Genomic DNA, 17,813 nt, shown 5'->3' with positions numbered 1-17,813 from the left:
CGGTCGCCTGCGGGCTCGCCGCGATGGCGATGCGCGCGTGCCTTCCCGAAGCCCGCGGCGCAGCGCGGCTCAGGCTCGGGCCGGACGCCTGGCATGTCGACGGCACTGGGACGTCGCCGGTGACCTGGCGTCCGCACGGCGCCGACAGCGGTCTGCCGGCCGGAGCGGGAACCGCGACCGCGACCCTCTACCTCCTCGCGCGTGTGCGACGTATCGGACCCGCGGACGTCATGCCGGATGCGCGTCGCGCGCTCGATCTCCTTGCCCTCGCCGTGCTCGCCGAGACGCCGCCGGTGTCGATGCGCGACGAGCATCGCACCATCGTCGCCGTCGGCATGCCGGCGCTGTCTCGTCGACCTGGCCTGCGCGCGTTGTGCGCCACGGCTGACGTCCCGTACCCGAGCGCCAATCGTGTCGCTCTGCGCGTCGTGCCGCGTCTCGACGCGGTCTGGCGGGCGGGCGGGCTGGACGCACTCGCTCGACTGGTCGCCGCGCCGGCGACGGACGCGGCGGAGCGCGCGGCGGCGGCGGCCGAGGTCGCATTCGCCCGCTGGCGCGGTACGACGCCGCCGACCGTCCACGCGCACGGCGAGCGCACGTACGACGCCGAGGTGCCGCTCGCGACGCTCACGCCGGGGCTCGCTCTCGCCATGCGCCGTCTCGAGCCGTACGGCATCGGCAATCCCGAACCGCTGTTTCTCGCGCGTGGGGTTCGCGTCGACGGCGCGCGCCTCGCGGGGGATCCGATGCGCCCCTATCAGCGGCTGCGTCTGCGCCAGGACGGGCGCACGGTGCGTGCCGTGGCCACCGGATCCAGCATCCTGGAAGTCGCACCGGACGAGCGTTTCGACGTCCTGTACGCGGTCCGGGCGACCCCGGGGGGGGTCGAGACGCGCCTTGCCGGGCTGCGCCCTGAGGAGGTGCAAGCACCCGAAATCCCGAATAAAACGGTAGTTTCTTGACGGCGCAAGAGGCCCCTGATAGCACAAACGCCGATCCAATCGGTCGCACGGTGATCGGCCCATGTTCGACAAGGACGACATGCTGTTGAACAGCAAGGAGGTCGCGGAGATCCTCGATCTCAGCCCGGACACCGTGAACGAGCTGGCGCGCAAGAGTGTCCTGCCGGCCTTCAAGCGCGGGCGTCAGTGGCGTTTCCGTCGCCACGAGATCGCATCGTTCAAGCGAGAGCTGCGGGGCACGACCGCGGCATGATCCACGTCCCGGGTGCGCGTCCTTCGTATGACGCGCCGATGTAGCGGGAGGTGTTCCCATCGGGAACGCACGTGACATGGGGAATCGCATGACCGTGGCCAATACGCAGCCCCACGAGAGCGCCGTCTATTACGAGTTCTCGCATCTCTACGACATGTTCTTCGGCCGCGTCTTCTATCCGCGCATCGCGCGGGTGGTGCGCTCCCTGAAGATCGAGCCCGGCGCCCGGGTCCTCGAGCTCGGCGTGGGAACCGGCCTGTCGCTGGACGCCTATCCGTCGCACTGCCAGGTGACGGGCATCGACCTGGCGCCGGAGATGCTCGAGCGCGCGCAGGATCGGGTGAACCGCAACGGCTGGCGCCACGTCTCGTTGGAGCAGGGCAATGCGCTCGACCTCACGTTTCCGGACGACAGCTTCGACTACGTGATGGCCTTCCACGTGATCAGCGTCGTCCCCGACCCGGTTCGCATGCTGATGGAGGCGCAGCGGGTTTGCCGCCCGGGTGGGCTGATCGTCATCATCAACCACTTCCGGAGCCCACATCCGCTGGTGGCGAAGCTCCAGCGTTCCGTCGATCCGCTGTTCCGCAAGCTCGGCTGGACCACGCTGCGATTGCCCGACGTCCTCGACCGCCGCGCGCTGCACGTCGAGCGGCAGTGGAAGACCTCGCGCCGCTCCCTCTTCACGATCGTGATCGCGCGCAACGCGAAGGCCGTGCCGGCCGAGGCGATCGCAGCCGTCGAGCAGATCGCGAGCCACGCCTCCTAGCGCGATCGTAGGGCGGCGTCAGTGCCGCTGGTTCGCCGGCGGCGCGTAGGGGATCAGGCCGCGGCGGACGAGAATGGCCCGGTCGCGCTCGCTACGCCCGCTGAGCCAACGCCGGTAGACGCGCACGGTGTCCTGGTCGCGGCGAAACAGCTCCTGCTCGCTGATCTCCGCGAACACGCGGACGAACTCCGGGAAGCGGTCCGCGAGCTCTTCGAAGGACTCCGCCAGGCCCCCGTGGCTCGGCTCCGCCGAGAGGCGGGCATAGGCGTTGCGCCCGAGCGCCTCGTAGTAGCCGGCGCCCACCGTGCTCCGCTCGAGGCTGTCGACGAAGACGCCGGTGACGAACAGGGCGGTGTCGCCCACTCGGCGCAGCTTGCCGTAGCGCTGCCACGCCGGGGCTTGGAGCGCGTCGAGGTAGGCGATGGCGAGCGGCGGGTCGAGCAGGTCCGGTCGATCCGGGCGTGTGAACGCCTGGAGCAGCTGCACCAGATAGAACTCGGTGGTTTCCGACGACTCGACCTGCTGCGTCGCCATGGCGGCACGTACCAGATCGCGAAACAGGCTGGTCAGCGAGTCGGTCGCCAGCATCGAGCTCGTCCTCCCGTGCTGGTGCGATTGTGACCGGAAGCCTGTTCCACAGGCAAACCAAGCGCCTCGCGGTGGCGCCGCGTCCGCCTGTCAAACCACTGACAGCGCCTCGACGGGCTCGACCGCGATGGCCGCTGCGACGCCCGGATGCGTCACGCGTCCACCCAGGACGTTGCAGGCCGGCACCAGGGCGGGACGACGGCGCAGCGCATCGGCCAGCCCGTGGTCGGCGATCTCGAGCGCATAGGACAGCGTGGCGTTGGTGAGCGCGTAGGTCGAGGTGTGCGGCACGATGCCGGGCATGTTGGTGACGCAGTAGTGCACCACCCCATCGACGACGTAGGTCGGCCGCGCGTGCGAGGTGGGGCGCGAGGTCTCCGCGCACCCGCCCTGATCGATGGCGACGTCGACGAACGCCGCCCCCGGCCGCATCGCGGCGATCAGTGCGCGCGAGACGAGGCGCGGCGCGAGCGCCCCCGGGATCAGCACGGCACCGATGACGAGATCCGCGGCCCGGACCTCCTCTTCGACGTTGGCGCGGTTCGACATCACCGTCGTCACGTGGCCGCCGAGGATGTCGTGGACGTAGCGCAGCTTGGCCGGGTCGATGTCGAGGATCGACACCTGCGCACCGACGCCGACGGCGACCTGGCAGGCGTTCATCCCCGCGATTCCCGCCCCCAGGATCACGACGCGCGCCGGCCGCACGCCCGACGCGCCGGAGAGCAGCACGCCGCGCCCGCCGTTCTGCGCCTGGAGACACCACGCACCCACCTGGACGGCGAGCCGTCCTGCGACCTCGCTCATCGGCGCGAGCAGCGGGAGCGAGCCGTCGGCGAGCTGGAGCGTCTCGTAGGCGAGGGCGCGTACGCCACGCTCGACGAGCACGCGCGTGAGCTCCGGATTGGCGGCCAGGTGGAGATAGGTGAAGAGGATCTGATCGCGCCGGAGCAGCGCGAATTCCCCCGGGACCGGCTCCTTCACCTTCAGCACCATCTCGGCCTGGCTCCAGACGCCGAGCGCGTCGACCATCTGCGCGCCCGCATCGCGGTAGAGCGCGTCCGGCAGGCTCGATCCCACGCCGGCGCCGTACTCGACGAGCACCGTGTGCCCGTGTGCGACCAGCGCCCCGACTCCGCTCGGCGTCAAGGCGACCCGGCTCTCCTCGTCCTTCACCTCGCGCGGCACGCCGACGATCATGCGGCGAGTGTAGCAGACGATTCCCTGCCTTGCCTCGGCCGCGCCCGCTTCGTTAAAAGGCCCCGGGACACGCGGGTGGGTCACACGATCGACGGCAAGGCGGTGGCAGCGGAGGTCCGGAGCGGAATCCGGGAGCAGGTCGCGCGCCTGGTCGCTGGGGGGATCCAGCCGGGCCTGGCGACGGTCCTGGTCGGCGACGACCCGGCCTCCGGGGTCTACGTCGGCATGAAGCAGAAGGCCTGCGTCGAGGTCGGCATGCGCTCGATCGGCCATCGCCTGGCGGCGACCACGACGCAGGACGAGCTCGCCCGCCTGGTGCGTGCGCTGGGCGACGATCCCGCCGTCCACGGTATCCTGGTCCAGCTGCCGTTGCCGGCGCACCTCGACGCCCAGGCGGTGCTCGATCTCATCCCCCCGGGGAAGGACGTCGACGGGCTGCACCCGGTCAACCAGGGACTCCTCATGGCAGGACGTCCCGGGCCGCGCCCATGCACACCGCTCGGCGTGATGCGCCTGCTCGAGACCACGGGCGTGTCGTTGCGCGGCGCCCAGGCCGTGGTGGTCGGACGCAGCGTCCTCGTCGGCAAGCCGATGGCCATGCTCCTCCTCGAGCAGCACGCCACCGTCACGATATGCCACTCGCGCACGCGCGATCTCGCCGTCGAGATCGGACGCGCGGACGTGGTGATCGCAGCGGCGGGGCAGACGGGCCTCGTGCGTGGCGCCTGGATACGCCCCGGCGCGGTGGTGATCGACGTCGGAACCAACCGCGGGCCCGACGGCAAGCTGTGCGGCGACGTCGAGTTCGCGCCGGCCGCCGAGCGCGCCGCCTACATCACGCCGGTGCCGGGGGGCGTCGGGCCGATGACCGTGGCGATGCTGCTCGCCAACACCGTCACCGCGGCCACGCGGGCGACGGGAGCCGCGTAGCCGCGCATGGCCTTCCGCACGCCGCTCTACGACGTCCACCGTGCGCTGGGCGCACGGTTCGTCGAGTTCGCCGGCTGGGACATGCCGGTGTCGTACGCGGGGATGCTCGAGGAGCATCACGCGGTGCGCCGCTGCTGCGGCCTCTTCGACGTGAGCCACATGGGCGAGATCGAGTTGCGCGGCCCCGGAGCCCGTGCGCTCTGCCAGCGCCTCGGCGTGAACGACGTCGATCGGCTGCGCGACGGTGAGGGGCAGTACACGCTGTTCTGCAACTCCGAGGGTGGGGTGCTCGACGATCTCATCGTCTACCGCCTCGCACCCGAGCGTTGGCTCATGATCGTCAACGCGTCGAACGCACCCGCCGACCTCGCCTGGGTGCGCGAGCATGCCGGGCATGACGTCGAGGTCGGCGACCAGAGCGCGGGGACCGGGCTCCTCGCGCTACAGGGTCCGGAGGCCGCGGCGGTCCTCGGCACGCTCACGGCGCTCGATCTCGCGCAGGTGCCGCCGTTCGGCATCCGCTCCGCGCGGATCGCCGGCATCGAGATGCTCGTGTCCCGCACCGGCTACACCGGCGAGGACGGCTTCGAGCTGGTGGTCGCCGCCGGGCACACGGTTGCCGCCTGGGAGGCCGTACACGCGGCGGTCACACGCCGCGGCGGCATGGCGGCGGGGCTCGGCGCCCGCGACACGCTTCGACTCGAGGCCGCGCTCCCGCTCTGCGGGACCGACATGGACGCCACCACGACACCGCTCGAGGCCTCGCTCGGCTGGGTGGTGAAGCTCGGCAAGGACGACTTCCTCGGCCGCGACGCGCTCGCCCGCCAGGACGCCGCCGGCGTCCCGCGGCGGCTGGTCGGGATCGCGCTCGACGAGCCCGGTATTCCCCGGCATGGTCACGCGGTGTTCCGCGACGACGAGCGCGTCGGGACCGTCACCAGCGGTACGAAGTCCCCGACCCTCGGGAGCTTCATCGGCATGGGATACGTAGCGGCATCCGCCGCGGCGACCGGCACCTCGATCTCGGTGGAGATCCGTGGCCGGCGGCATTCCGGGCGCGTGGTGGCGCGCCCCTTCTACCGGCGACCCCGCCCTGAGGCAGGACATGCAGATCCCTGAGACATTGAAGTACACGAAGGACCACGAGTGGCTGCGCGCCGAGGCGGACGAAGGCGTCGTCGGCATCACCGACTTCGCGCAGGAGGCGCTCGGCGACGTCGTTTTCGTGGAGCTGCCGGCGGTGGGCACGGCGCTCACGCCCGGGCAGGCGTTCGGCGTCGTCGAGTCGAACAAGTCGGTCTCGGATCTGCTCGCGCCGGTGGCCGGTACCGTCGTCGCCGTCAACGAGGCGCTGCGCGACGCCCCCGAGTCGGTGAACCGCGACCCCTACGGCGAGGGCTGGATGATCCGCCTGCGCCTCGCCGACGTCGCGCAGCTCGAGACGTTGCTCGCCGCCGAGGCCTACCGCGCCCACGTGGCGAGCGAGCACGGCTCGTGAACCCCTACGTCCCCCACACGCCGGACGAGATCGCGGCCATGCTCGCGGCCATCGGCGTCGGCAGCATCGACGACCTGCTCACCGCCGTGCCCGCAGGGTTGCGCGAGCGCGCGGGCATCGCGCTGCCGCCCGGTCTCAGCGAACCCGAGCTCGTCGACCGCTTTGCGGCGCGTGCCGCGACCAACGTGCCGGCCTCCACCGCCGTGTTCCTCGGTGCGGGGGCCTATCCGCACCACGTTCCGGCGGTCGTCAACCAGGTCCTCCTGCGCTCGGAGTTCGCGACGGCCTATACGCCGTACCAGCCCGAGGTCAGCCAGGGGACGCTCCAGGCGATCTTCGAGTTCCAGACGTTCGCGGCGATGCTCCTCGGCATGGACGTCGCGAACGCCAGCATGTACGACGGCGCGTCCGGGACCGCCGAGGCGGTGCTGATGGCGCGGCGTCTCAAGGGCGACCGCCGGCGCATCCTCGTCGCGCGCAGCCTCCACCCGCACTATCGTCAGGTGATCGCGACGTATCTCCGCGGGCTCGGTGACCTCGTCGTCGAGGAGGTTCCGTTCGGGGCCGACGGTCGCCTCGATGCCGCCGAGCTGCGGGACCGCCTCGGGGCCGATGCCCTGTGCGTCGTCGTCGGCCAGCCCAACGTCTTCGGCGTCGTCGAGGACGTCGCCGCGATAGCGGCCGCCGTGCACGACGCCGGCGCGCTGGTGGTCACCGCGACCGCGGAAGCCGTGGCGCTCGCGATGTTGCGCTCGCCCGGGTCGGCGGGCGCCGACATCGCGGTGGCCGAGGGGCAGAGCTTCGGCCTCGGGGCTTCGTATGGCGGCCCGGGGGTGGGACTCTTCGCGACCCACGAGCGCCACGTGCGGGCGATGCCGGGACGCATCGTCGGCGAGACCGTCGACGCCAACGGGCGCCGCGGCTACACGCTGACGCTCGCCACCCGCGAGCAGCACATCAGGCGCGAACGCGCGACCTCGAACATCTGCACGAACCAGGGCCTCTGCTCGCTGGCCGTGACGGTGCACCTGTCGATGCTCGGCCGCCAGGGCCTGCGGCGGCTCGCGCAGACGAACTGGCAGGCGGCGCATGCGACCGCCGCGCGTCTCGAATCGGCCGGGGTGCGGCTGCGCTTCCGCGGCACGTACTTCAACGAGTTCGTCGTCGAGGCGCCCGAGGTCGCGGCGCGGTGGGAGTCGGTGGCCGCGGACGAGGGCCTCGTCGCCGGCTTCCCGCTCGGACGCTGGTATCCCGAGCTCGACGGCACGCTGCTCGTCTGCGTCACGGAGGTGCATCGTCCGGAGCAGGTCGACGTGCTCGTGCGCGTCCTCGGGCGCGAAGGCCGCGCACGCGCGGCGGGGGGACGCTGAGATGCTGCTCGACGAGCCCCTCATCTTCGAACGCAGCGCGAGCGGGCGCGAGGGATGGGCCGTGCCGGGCGAGGGCGAGGGGCCGGCCTTCGGGTTGCCGCCCGAGCTGCGCCGCGAGGACGATCTCGCGGGCTTTCCCGAGGTGGGTGAGCTCGAGGTGCTGCGCCACTTCGTGCGTCTCTCGCAGTGGAATCTGAGCGCGGCGACGACCCTGTATCCGCTCGGCTCGTGCACGATGAAGTACAACCCGGCGGTCAACGAGGAGATCGCGCGCATCCCGGGCTTCGCCAGGCTGCACCCGCTCGTCCCGGACGCGCTCGCGCAAGGTGCGCTCGCCGTGATCGACGCCCTCGAGCACGCGCTGCGCGCCGTGAGCGGGCTCGACGCCGTCTCGCTCCAGCCCGCCGCGGGCGCGCAGGGCGAGCTGCTCGGCATGCTCCTCGTGCGCGCCCATCACGTCGATCGCGGCGATGCCCGGCGCCGCGTGCTCATTCCCGCGAGCGCGCATGGCACCAACCCCGCGAGCTCGGCGCTGTGCGGCTACGAGGTGACGGAGGTCCCGGTCAACGCCCGCGGTCTCCTCGAGCCCGAGAGCGTGGCGGTCGTGATGGACGAGTCGGTTGCCGCCCTCATGGTGACGAACCCGAACACGCTGGGGCTCTTCGAGGAGAACATCGAGGCCGTGGCCCGCGTCGTTCACGAGCGCGGCGGCCTCGTCTACATGGACGGCGCGAACATGAACGCGCTGCTCGGGGTCGCGAAGCCGGGCGACATGGGCGTCGACGTCATGCAGTTCAACCTGCACAAGACGTTCTCGACGCCGCACGGCGGGGGCGGGCCGGGGGCCGGCCCGGTGGCGGTCCGGGCGACCCTCGAGCCGTTCCTGCCGACCCCGCGTCTCGTCCGTCGCGACGACGGCTACGCGTGGAGCGACGACGCGCCGAAGAGCGTCGGCCGCGTGCGCTCCTTCTACGGCAATTTCGGCATCCTCCTGCGTGCGCTGGCGTACGTCGAACGCCTGGGCGGGCCCGGGCTGACCGACGTCACGCGGCTCGCCGTGCTGAACGCGAACTACCTGCGTGCGCGCCTGCGCCCGAGCTACCACCTCGCGTACGAGACCCCGTCGATGCACGAGTGCGTCTTCTCGGATCGCACGCTCACCGAGCAGGGGGTGACGACGCTCGACGTTGCAAAGCGGCTCCTCGATCACGGCTTCTACGCGCCGACCATCTACTTCCCGCTGGTCGTGAAGGGCGCGCTCATGATCGAGCCCACGGAGACGGAGAGCCTCGCCACGCTCGACACCTTCGTCGCAGCGATGGAGTCGATCGCCGAGGAGGCGCGCACCGACCCGGCGCGGCTGCGCACCGCTCCGCATCGCACGCGGCTTGCCCGCCTCGACGAGACGCGCGCCGCGCGGCGTCCCGTCCTGCGCTGGCGGCCCGGTGCAACCCCTGAACGGGACTAGTACATTTTGACTTCCGGGGGACCCGCGTGTAGCGTCGCCGCGCCGCTCGTGACGTCCGTCCTGAACACCAAGGTACTCGTGCTGAACCGGTCGTACATGCCGGTGCACATCACTTCGGTACGGCGCGCGTTGTCACTCCTCTACCAGGACGTCGCGCACGCGGTGGACGTCCAGTATCGGACGTTCGATTTCGAGAGCTGGGCCGACCTGGCGGCGGAGGAGGAGGCGGTCGGGCTCATCGATCGCGCCATCCGGGTTCCGCGGGTGATCCTGCTCCTCGCCTACGACCGGATGCCGCGGCGTCACGTCCGCTTCAGCCGGTACAACATCTACGCGCGCGACCAGAACCAGTGCCAGTACTGCGGCCGGCAGTTCGCGCGCGCCGAGCTGAACCTCGATCATGTCGTGCCGCGCTCGCAGGGCGGGGCGTCGACGTGGGAGAACGTCGTCTGCTCCTGCCTGCGCTGCAACCGCGTGAAGGGCGGGCGCACGCCGGTGCAGGCGGGGATGAAGCTGATCCGCCTCCCGTATCGGCCACAGTGGACGCCGTTCATGCTCGAAGCCTTCAGTCTCCGACGCCACAAGGAATGGCTGCCGTTCCTCTCCGGCGTCGATGCAGCGTACTGGAACACGGAGCTCTCGCGCTGACGCGAGGGGCGCCGGCCTGGTTCGGGCGGCGGAGGGGAAGTGGATGCGGATCAAGCAACTCGAGCTGAGCGGGTTCAAGTCGTTTCGGGACCGCACCGTCGTCGAGCTTCGTCAGGGCGTCACGGCCATCGTCGGACCGAACGGCTGCGGCAAGTCGAACGTCGTCGACGCCATCCGCTGGGTGCTCGGCGAGCAGAGCCCGAAGCACCTCCGCGGCGACGCGATGGAAGACGTCATCTTCGCGGGCAACGCCGACACCGGCCCGCTCGGCATGGCCGAGGTGTCGCTGCTCATGGAGCGCAGCGACGAGGACCTCTTGCGCGCGGCCGAGGAGCGCGCGGAGGGCGTCGGTGGCGGCGAGCAGCTTCCGCCGGAGCTCCAGCGTGCGAGCGAGGTGCTCGTCACCCGGCGCTATTTCCGCTCCGGCGAGTCCGAGTACTTCATCAATCGGGTACCGTGCCGCCTGAAGGACATCACCGAGCTCTTCCTCGGCACCGGCGTCGGCACGAAGGCCTACGCGATCATCGAGCAGGGTCGTGTCGAGCAGCTCGTCAATGCCAAGCCGGAGGAGATGCGCCTCTTCATCGAGGAGGCCGCGGGCACGACGCGCTTCCGCGCCCGCAAGGTCGCCGCGGAGCGCAAGATGGAGCGCACGCGCGACAACCTCGTCCGCGTGCAGGACGTGCTCTCCGAGCTCGAGCGCCAGATGGCGTCGCTCCAGCGTCAGGCGCGGCGCGCCGAGGAATACCATCGCATCAAGGGCGAGCTGCGCGAGCTCGATCTCCGCGTCATGGCCACCCGCCGTCAGACCTGGGTGGCCGAGGCTACGGCGCTGGGCTCCGCGATCGTCGAGCTCCAGGCGGAGGAGGCGACGCTGCACGAGGAGCTGCGTCGCAGCCAGGACGCGAGCGACGTCGCGCGTGCGAAGCGGCAGGAGACCGAGGCGCGGCTGCGTGCGGTCGACGCGGAGCTCACCGAGCAGCGCGTCGCCGCGCGCGAAGCGGCGGCACGCAGCGACGCCCTCGCCACACGGTATCGCGAGCTCACCGAGCGTGCGGCGGCCGCTCGGGCGGAGGTGGCCGCGCTCGAGGACCGCCGGACGCAACTCGAAGCGCTGGGCGAAAGGGCCTCGGCCGACGCCGCGCGCCTGACCGAGGAGCTGGCCATGGCGGAGAGCGTCCGCAGCGCCGCGGAGCAGCGCCTGGCCGCGCTCGCGGCCGACGGGGCGCCGCTCGAGCTGGCCGTGGAAGAGGCGAAGGACGCCGTCGTGCAGGCACAGGCCGAAGAGGCGCGGCTACGCAACCTCGTCGAGGCGCTGCGCCGCCGACGCGAGGAGATCGCGGGCCAGCGTCTGCGGCTCGAGGAAGAGCAGGCCGCGCTGGGCCGTCGTCTGGAAGACAACGCTGCGGCTCGCGAGCACGTGCGCCGGCACATCGCCGAGCTGAGCGAGGCGCTCCGTGCCACGGAGACCGCCCGGGCGCAGCACGCGGAGCGGAGCCGCGTGCTCGCCGAGGACGAGGCGCGTGCGGCGACGATCCTCGAGGGCGAGCGCCGCGAGCTGACGCAGCTGCGTTCGCGCGCCGATTCGCTGCGCGAGCTGCAGACCCGCTACGAGGGATGTACGCGCGGCGTCGCCAGCCTGCTCGAGCGTGCCCAAGGCGGCGCTGCCCTGCTGGCCGGGGTCCTGCGGGTGCCGGCGGAGCTGGAACGCGCGGTGGCCGCGGCACTCGGCGCGCGGCTGGGACAGGTCGTGGTCACGGATACCGACGCCGCCGTCGCGGCCGTGCGTTGGCTCCAGGAGAGCAGCGGCGGCAGCGCGACCGTGCTGCCGAACGATCCCGAGCGACGGGCCACGGTGATCGTGCCGCCCGGCCGTCGCCTGGTCGACGCCATCGAGGTCGATCCGGCGCACTGGGGTCTCGCCGAAGGCCTCCTCGGCGGCGTGCTGCTCGCCGACGACCTCGACGACGCGCTCCGCCAGTGGCGCGACGCCGCCCATCCCGCCACCGTCGTCACCCTTGCGGGCGAGGCCATCGACCCGCTTGGGGCGATCTCCGGCGGCAGCGAGCCCCCGCTCGAGGAGACGTTGCTCGCCCGTGCGCGCGAGCTGCGCGAGCTCGACGCGGCCGTCGCCGCCGTCGACGCGCGCGTGCAGGACGCGGAGATCCGGCTGCGTACCCTGCGCGGCGACCTGAGCGCGGTCCGCAGCGCGCTCGCGGCCGAGGAGGAGCGGCTGCAGTCGCTGCGCCTGGAGCAGCTGGGCGTCGACAAGGACCGCGAGCGGCTCGAAGAGGAGCACGCGCGAATCACCGCGGAGCTCGAGATCGGCGCGCTCGAAGCGAGCGGTCTCGCCGGCACCGACGAGCACGTCGCCGAGGAGCTGTCGGCTTACGGCACCGCCCACGGTGCCGCCGTGGCGGCCGTCGATGAGCATCGCGCCCATCTCGTCTCGCGGCAGGAGGCTCTCACGACCTGGCGCGCCGACTACACCCAGGCGGAGCAGGTGCGGACGGAGCGCGCCGTCGAGGCGGTCGCGGCGGCGGGTCGCCATCGCGCGGCACAGGACGAGATCGCTCGGGTCCGCAGCGCGCTGGGTGAAGTGTCGGGCCGCGTCACGGCGGTCGCGGAAAGCGCAGCCGCGGCCGATGCCGGCGCTGCCGGCGCTGCCGCGGAGGCCGAGGAGACCGCTGCACGGCGGGCCGAGGCCGAGCGCCGTGCTGCGGCGCTCGACGCCGAGCGCGGTGAGCTTCTCGCGGAGCTCGAGCGCGCCGAAGCGGCCATGACCGCCGACGACCTCGACCGCCGCGCGTCGCACGAGCGTCTCGAGAGCGTGCGGGCGGCGCGGGGCGAGCGTGAGGTTGCCGCCGCGGAACGGCGTGTCGCCCTCGAGCAGCTTGCCGAGCGCCTGGCGGAGCGCTGGGACCTCGGGCTGGAAGCGCTCGACGACGTCGTCGTCGCCGAGGCCGAGGTCGTCGAGACCGACGCGACCCGCGTGGACGAGCTGCGCGCGCGCCTCGTCCGCCTCGGCGACGTCAACCCGGGCGCGCTCGCGGAGCTGGAAGAGGTACGGGAGCGGCATGGCTTCCTCGCCAACCAGCGGGCGGATCTCGAGAACTCCCTCGAGGACCTGCGGCAGACGATCGGCAAGCTGACCCGCGCATCGCGCCAGCGGTTCGAAGAGACGTTCTACGCCGCCAACGCCAAGCTGGCGACGGTCTTCCCGAAGGCGTTCCCCGAGGGCCAGGCACGCCTCGAGCTCGTGCCGGGGGAGGATGAGGACGCCGAGGCGGGGGTCGAGATCGTCGTGCAGCTGCCGGGCAAGAAGCTCCAGTCCCTGAGCCTGCTCTCCGGCGGCGAGAAGGCGCTCACGGCGACCTCGCTCGTGTTCTCCCTGTTCATGATCCGTCCGACGCCGTTCTGCCTCCTCGACGAGGTGGACGCGCCGCTCGACGAGGCCAACATCGGCCGCTTCAACATGCTGGTCGACGAGATGGCCGAGACGTCGCAGTTCGTGCTGATCACGCACAACCGGCGGACCATGGAGGTCGCCGACACGCTCTACGGCATCACGATGGAGCAGGCGGGCGTCTCCAAGGTCGTGTCGGTGCGGCTGAGCGAAGCCGCCTGAGTCGCGCGACGACGAACATGGACACCGGGACGCTTCTCGTTGCGGCGGGCGTCGCCGTCCTGGCCGTCGTGCTCGCCGTCATCCTGGTGCGGCACCGGGGCGGGAGACTCGCGTCGTCCCCGGAGGCAGCGCCGCCCGCCCTCGGCGGTGCGGAACGCCTGCGACGCGGGCTCCTCGCGACCCGGGAGCGGTTGCTGGGGCAGATCGATGCGGTTCTCGGACGTGGGCCGCGTCCGCTCGAGGCGATCCTCGCCGATCTCGAGGAGGTGCTCATCGCGGCCGACGTCGGCGTGCCGACGACCGCGGCGCTGCTCGAGCACGTGCGCGCGGCGGCCGCCGGGAGCGCCGATCCGGCGGTGATCCGCGATCTCCTGCGCTGCGAGATCGCGGCGCTCGTCGAGACGGCCCCTGCGCCCCTTCCCAGCGCGACGCCATGGGTGACGCTGGTGGTCGGGGTCAATGGGGTGGGCAAGACGACCACCATCGGCAAGCTCGCCACCCATCATACCCAGGAGGGGCGCAAGGTCCTGATCGTCGCGGCGGATACCTTCCGGGCGGCGGCGATCGAGCAGCTGACGGTATGGGCCGAGCGCAGCGGCGCCGACCTGGTGCGGCACGCCGCCGGGGCGGATCCTTCGGCGGTGGTCTACGACGGCATACGTGCCGCCGTCGCCCGGGGCATCGACGTCGTCCTCGTGGACACGGCTGGACGCCTGCACACGCGCTCCCCGCTCATGGACGAGCTCAAGAAGATACGCCGCGTGATCGCTCGGGAGCTGCCCGGCGCTCCGCACGAAACGTTGCTCGTCCTCGATGCCACCACCGGCCAGAATGCGCTGAACCAGGCGCGGACGTTCGGCGAGGCAGTGGAGGTGACGGGGGTCGCACTGACGAAGCTCGACGGAACCGCACGGGGGGGAATCCTCCTGGCGCTACGCCACGAGCTCGGCCTGCCGGTGCACTGGATCGGCGTCGGCGAAGCGCCAGACGATCTGCGCCCGTTCGATCCCGCCGCCTTCGTCGCGGCCGTCCTGGGGAGCGCCGACGGCCGGTAGGCTGGTCGCTACGGACGACTTGGCGTAGGAGCGTCCAATGACCCGCATCGACGATCCGCCCGGATGGGACGAGGCGGCGGCGCTCGAGGAGCTCCGCGAGCGCCTCGTCGAAGCCGAGCGCGTCTGCGGGGAGCTCCGGCAGCGCGTCGCGGCGCTGGAGCACGAGCGGGCGGTGGTGCGAGCCCGTCTCGGCAGCCTTCTCGAGCTGCTCGACGTCCTGCGCCCCTCCTGACCCGTCCCTGCATTGCAGGCTTCGGAACGATCGACTACAAGTCGCCCGGGATCTCGCCGGGTTGGATCGCGCTGGGGGGCGGTCGTCGTCACCGGTGGGGTCACGACGAATCACACCGATCCCATCCGGGCGGCAGGCGCGGGTGGGTGCCGACGTCAGGGGACGGGGCGGGGTGGTGCAGGACACAGACTCGAACCACGGAGACGTGGCGCGGATCGTATGACGCACGAGAAGGCCGCCCAGCGATCGTCCGAGGATCGCTGCCGGCCGGAGGGGCGCTAGGCACCATCAGTCGACCTCGTCCTCCAGGAGGCCACCCCGGCCGATGGGGGACGATCAGCGAGAGAGCAAGCGGGCGCTGCGGCGCTCGCTGCAGGCGCGTCCGGCAGCTTCGGGCCGTGCGGTGTCGGATGCGGTGTCGCGTTTGGCGTGCGAGCGCCTGGTGCGCCTGCGGCATGTCGTCGAAGCGCGGGCCGTGGTCGCCTATGCGGCCCTCGACGGGGAGATCGATCTGCGCCCGGCGCTGGGGTACGTCGCGGCCCCGGCAATGTTCTGGCCGTGTCTCGATGGCGAGACGCTCCAGTTCCGGAGCGCCGCGCTACACGAGCTGAGGCCGAGCGGGTGCCACGGGCTTCTCGAGCCCGCCGGCGGCGCTCGGTTGACTGGGTCGGGGGCCGGCGTCGTCTTCCTCGTTCCGGGCGTGGCCTTCGATCCGGCCGGCGCACGCCTCGGGCGCGGCGCCGGGATGTACGATCGTGCCCTGTCCGCCTTTCCCAGTGCTGTCCGCATCGGGGTGACCTGTGAGGCGCGACTGCGTCCCACACTGCCGACCGACCGATGGGACGTTCCCATGCATCTCGTGGTCACGGAGTCCCGCCTGCTGGGACGCGGAGCCACGCGGAGCATGTGCAAGGAGACCCATTCATGATCACCTGGACGATCCTGGCCGCCGTGGCCGGCGTCGCCGTCGGGGCGCTCGTCGCTTTCGCCCTCGATCGCGCGCGCCGGCAGCGAGCCGCGCAGGCAGAGACCAGCGCGCGGGCGAATGCCCAGCGCCTCCTCGAAGACGCGCGGCGCGAGGCCGAGGGCCACCGCCGCGAGGCCGAGCTGGGCGCCAAAGACGTTCTCATGCAGGCGCGCAGCGAGGCGGAACGCGAGGCGCGGGAGCAACGTCGGGAGCTGAGCGCCCAGGAAGCGCGGCTCGCCCAGAAGGAGCAGGGCATCGATCGGCGCCTGGAGGGGATCTCCCAGCGAGAAGCGGACATCGAGAAGCGCGAGGAGGGCGTCCGACGCCGCGAGCAGCAGACCGAGGCGCGCAAGGCCGAGGCCGATCGTCTCGCCGACGGCCTGCGTACGAAGCTCGAAGAGGTGGCAGGCCTCACCCGCGACGAAGCCCGCGAGCAGCTGCTCACGCAGATGACGGAGGAGGTGCGGGGCGAAGCCGCGAAGTACGTGCGGCAGATCGAGATGGAAGCGCGGGAGGAGGCCGACCGCAGGGCCAAGAAGATCGTCTCGATCGCGATCGAGCGGCTCTCCGGGGAGTTCGTCGCCGAGCGCACCGTCAAGGTCGTGGCGCTGCCGAGCGACGACATGAAGGGACGCATCATCGGGCGGGAGGGTCGCAACATCCGCGCCATCGAGGCCGCCACGGGCGTCGATCTCATCATCGACGACACCCCGGAGGCGGTGGTGATCTCGTGCCACAACCCCATCCGTCGTGAGCTGGCGAAGCTGGCGTTGGATCGTCTCATCTCCGACGGGCGCATCCACCCGGGGCGGATCGAGGAAGTCGTCCGCAAGGCGGAGCAGGAGCTCGAGGAGAGCATTCGCGAGGCGGGGCAGCGTGCAGTGATCGAGCTCGGACTCCACGGCATCCACCAGGAGCTGGTGCGCCTGGTCGGCATGCTGAAGTACCGCTACAGCTACGCCCAGAACGTCCTCGGGCACTCGATCGAGACGGCCTTCATCGCGGGTGCCCTGGCGGCGGAGCTGGGGCTCAACGTCAAGCAGGCGCGCCGGGCAGGTCTTCTGCACGACATCGGCAAGGCGCTCACGCACGAGGTCGAGGGCTCGCACGCGATCGTCGGCGGCGAGATCGCGCGCAAGTACGGCGAGTCCGCGAAGATCGTCAACGCGATCGCGGCGCACCACGAGGAGGTGAAAGCGGAGACGATCTTGGCACCCCTGGTCGACGCGGCGGATGCGTTGTCGGGCGCGCGCCCCGGGGCGCGGCGCGAGGTGCTCGAGAGCTACGCGAAGCGGCTCGAGGACCTCGAGCGGATCAGCAATTCGTTCCACGGGGTCGAGCGCTCGTTCGCGGTGCAGGCAGGGCGCGAGCTGCGGATCATCGTCGACCCGGGGTCGGTGCCGGATGACCAGACGTCGATGCTGGCGCGTGACATTGCCAAGCGGATCGAGCAGGAAATGGCGTATCCGGGGCAGATCAAGGTGACCGTGATCCGCGAAACGCGCGCGAGTGAGATCGCCCACTGACGATGCGTATCCTGTTCCTCGGCGACGTCGTCGGCCGCCCTGGCCGGCGAGCGATCGCTCGCATCATTCGCCGCCTGACCAGCGAGGCGGGCGTGGAGTTCGTCGTCGCGAACGGCGAGAATGCCTCGAACGGCAAGGGGCTCAATGCCCGTGGGGCCGAGGAGCTCCAGGACGCCGGGGTCGACGTCGTCACGTCCGGCAATCACATCTGGCAGCATCGTGACATCATTCCGTACATGGGCGAGAACGCCCGCATCCTGCGACCGCTCAACTTCGCCCCCGACGTCCCGGGGCGGGGCTGGGTCGTGCGCGAATCGCGTCGCAGCGGCGTGCCGGTAGCCGTGATCAATTTGATCGGCCGTACGTTCATGGCGCCCGCCGACTGCCCGTTCCGCGCGGTCGACGGCATCCTCGAGGAGGTCACGGCGCAGGCGCGTGTCGTCCTCGTCGACATGCACGGCGAAGCGACCTCGGAGAAGGTCGGCATGGGGTGGTTCCTCGATGGCAGGGTGTCAGCGGTCTTGGGAAGCCACACGCACGTCCAGACGGCGGACGAGGCGATCCTGCCGAAAGGCACCGCCCATTTGAGCGACGCCGGCATGTGCGGTCCCGAGCGTTCGATCCTCGGCGTCCGCCCGGATCAGGTGCTCGACCGGTTCCTGCATCAGATGCCCGGGCGGTTCGACGTCGCCGATGGCGGCCCGGTCTTGGTGCAGGGT

17 protein-coding genes (1 of these 17 cut by a window edge) are annotated in these 17,813 nt (G+C 71.5%); 15 read left to right on the top strand and 2 right to left on the bottom strand.

Translation table 11 applies throughout. The features are described from left to right. Positions 1-23: 23 nt before the first annotated feature. The 3 genes from KIT14_15060 to KIT14_15050 all read left to right on the top strand — a co-directional run bounded on the left by KIT14_15060 (position 24) and on the right by KIT14_15050 (position 1,984). The gene (locus KIT14_15060; protein MCW5891841.1) at positions 24-962 is read left to right on the top strand and encodes a hypothetical protein; all 939 of its coding nucleotides are present in this window, start codon (positions 24-26) and stop codon (positions 960-962) included. A gap of 79 nt (positions 963-1,041) precedes the next feature. Then, positions 1,042-1,215 (top strand): helix-turn-helix domain-containing protein, encoded by a 174-nt coding sequence (locus tag KIT14_15055; GenBank protein ID MCW5891840.1) that lies wholly within the window; start codon positions 1,042-1,044, stop codon positions 1,213-1,215. 88 nt (positions 1,216-1,303) lie between these two features. Continuing rightward, entirely contained in the window at positions 1,304-1,984 is a 681-nt protein-coding gene (locus KIT14_15050; GenBank protein MCW5891839.1) for a methyltransferase domain-containing protein, read from the top strand. Positions 1,985-2,002: 18 nt separating this feature from the next. On the opposite strand, the gene KIT14_15045 is transcribed toward KIT14_15050, so the two are convergent. Further along, positions 2,003-2,572, bottom strand: coding sequence for a hypothetical protein (locus tag KIT14_15045; GenBank protein MCW5891838.1), 570 nt, complete (start codon positions 2,570-2,572; stop codon positions 2,003-2,005). 90 nt (positions 2,573-2,662) lie between these two features. Continuing rightward, positions 2,663-3,772 (bottom strand): alanine dehydrogenase, encoded by a 1,110-nt coding sequence (ald, locus tag KIT14_15040; GenBank protein MCW5891837.1) that lies wholly within the window; start codon positions 3,770-3,772, stop codon positions 2,663-2,665. A 75-nt stretch (positions 3,773-3,847) separates the two neighbouring features. Between ald and folD the strand changes: the two genes are divergently transcribed. The 12 genes from folD to KIT14_14980 all read left to right on the top strand — a co-directional run. Next, positions 3,848-4,702, top strand: a complete 855-nt coding sequence (gene folD / locus KIT14_15035) for a bifunctional methylenetetrahydrofolate dehydrogenase/methenyltetrahydrofolate cyclohydrolase FolD (protein ID MCW5891836.1) — start codon at positions 3,848-3,850, stop codon at positions 4,700-4,702. 6 nt (positions 4,703-4,708) lie between these two features. Beyond that, entirely contained in the window at positions 4,709-5,821 is a 1,113-nt protein-coding gene (gene gcvT, locus KIT14_15030) for a glycine cleavage system aminomethyltransferase GcvT (protein MCW5891835.1), read from the top strand. Further along, complete coding sequence (gcvH, locus tag KIT14_15025; GenBank protein ID MCW5891834.1) at positions 5,808-6,200, top strand: glycine cleavage system protein GcvH; 393 nt, start codon at positions 5,808-5,810, stop codon at positions 6,198-6,200. The genes gcvT and gcvH overlap by 14 nt, the downstream gene beginning before the upstream one ends. Positions 6,201-6,238: 38 nt before the next feature. After that, on the top strand, positions 6,239-7,570 hold the full coding sequence (gene gcvPA / locus KIT14_15020) for an aminomethyl-transferring glycine dehydrogenase subunit GcvPA (GenBank protein ID MCW5891833.1): 1,332 nt from the start codon (positions 6,239-6,241) through the stop codon (positions 7,568-7,570). Between the two features lies 1 nt (position 7,571). Continuing rightward, on the top strand, positions 7,572-9,038 hold the full coding sequence (gene gcvPB, locus KIT14_15015; protein MCW5891832.1) for an aminomethyl-transferring glycine dehydrogenase subunit GcvPB: 1,467 nt from the start codon (positions 7,572-7,574) through the stop codon (positions 9,036-9,038). Between the two features lie 96 nt (positions 9,039-9,134). After that, on the top strand, positions 9,135-9,686 hold the full coding sequence (locus KIT14_15010; protein ID MCW5891831.1) for an HNH endonuclease: 552 nt from the start codon (positions 9,135-9,137) through the stop codon (positions 9,684-9,686). Positions 9,687-9,729: 43 nt separating this feature from the next. Next, positions 9,730-13,314, top strand: coding sequence for a chromosome segregation protein SMC (gene smc / locus KIT14_15005; protein ID MCW5891830.1), 3,585 nt, complete (start codon positions 9,730-9,732; stop codon positions 13,312-13,314). A gap of 17 nt (positions 13,315-13,331) precedes the next feature. After that, a complete protein-coding gene (ftsY, locus tag KIT14_15000; GenBank protein MCW5891829.1) occupies positions 13,332-14,369 on the top strand; it encodes a signal recognition particle-docking protein FtsY in 1,038 nt (345 codons plus the stop codon). 37 nt (positions 14,370-14,406) lie between these two features. Next, positions 14,407-14,601: a hypothetical protein gene (locus tag KIT14_14995; GenBank protein ID MCW5891828.1), complete on the top strand. Its 195-nt coding sequence runs from the start codon at positions 14,407-14,409 to the stop codon at positions 14,599-14,601. A 325-nt stretch (positions 14,602-14,926) separates the two neighbouring features. Next, positions 14,927-15,529, top strand: a complete 603-nt coding sequence (locus KIT14_14990) for a 5-formyltetrahydrofolate cyclo-ligase (protein ID MCW5891827.1) — start codon at positions 14,927-14,929, stop codon at positions 15,527-15,529. Then, on the top strand, positions 15,526-17,094 hold the full coding sequence (rny, locus tag KIT14_14985; protein MCW5891826.1) for a ribonuclease Y: 1,569 nt from the start codon (positions 15,526-15,528) through the stop codon (positions 17,092-17,094). Before KIT14_14990 ends, rny begins: the two co-directional genes overlap by 4 nt. Positions 17,095-17,096: 2 nt before the next feature. Further along, positions 17,097-17,813 carry the 5' portion of a TIGR00282 family metallophosphoesterase gene (locus KIT14_14980; protein MCW5891825.1) on the top strand. Its footprint extends 75 nt past the window's final position, so the window shows 717 of its 792 coding nt (coding positions 1-717); it begins with the start codon at positions 17,097-17,099; its stop codon lies beyond the right edge, outside the window.

The sequence above is a fragment of the bacterium genome (assembly GCA_026129405.1).
Lineage (GTDB): Bacteria > Desulfobacterota > Binatia > DP-6 > DP-6 > JAHCID01.
This window is presented reverse-complemented; position numbering and strand designations above follow the sequence as displayed.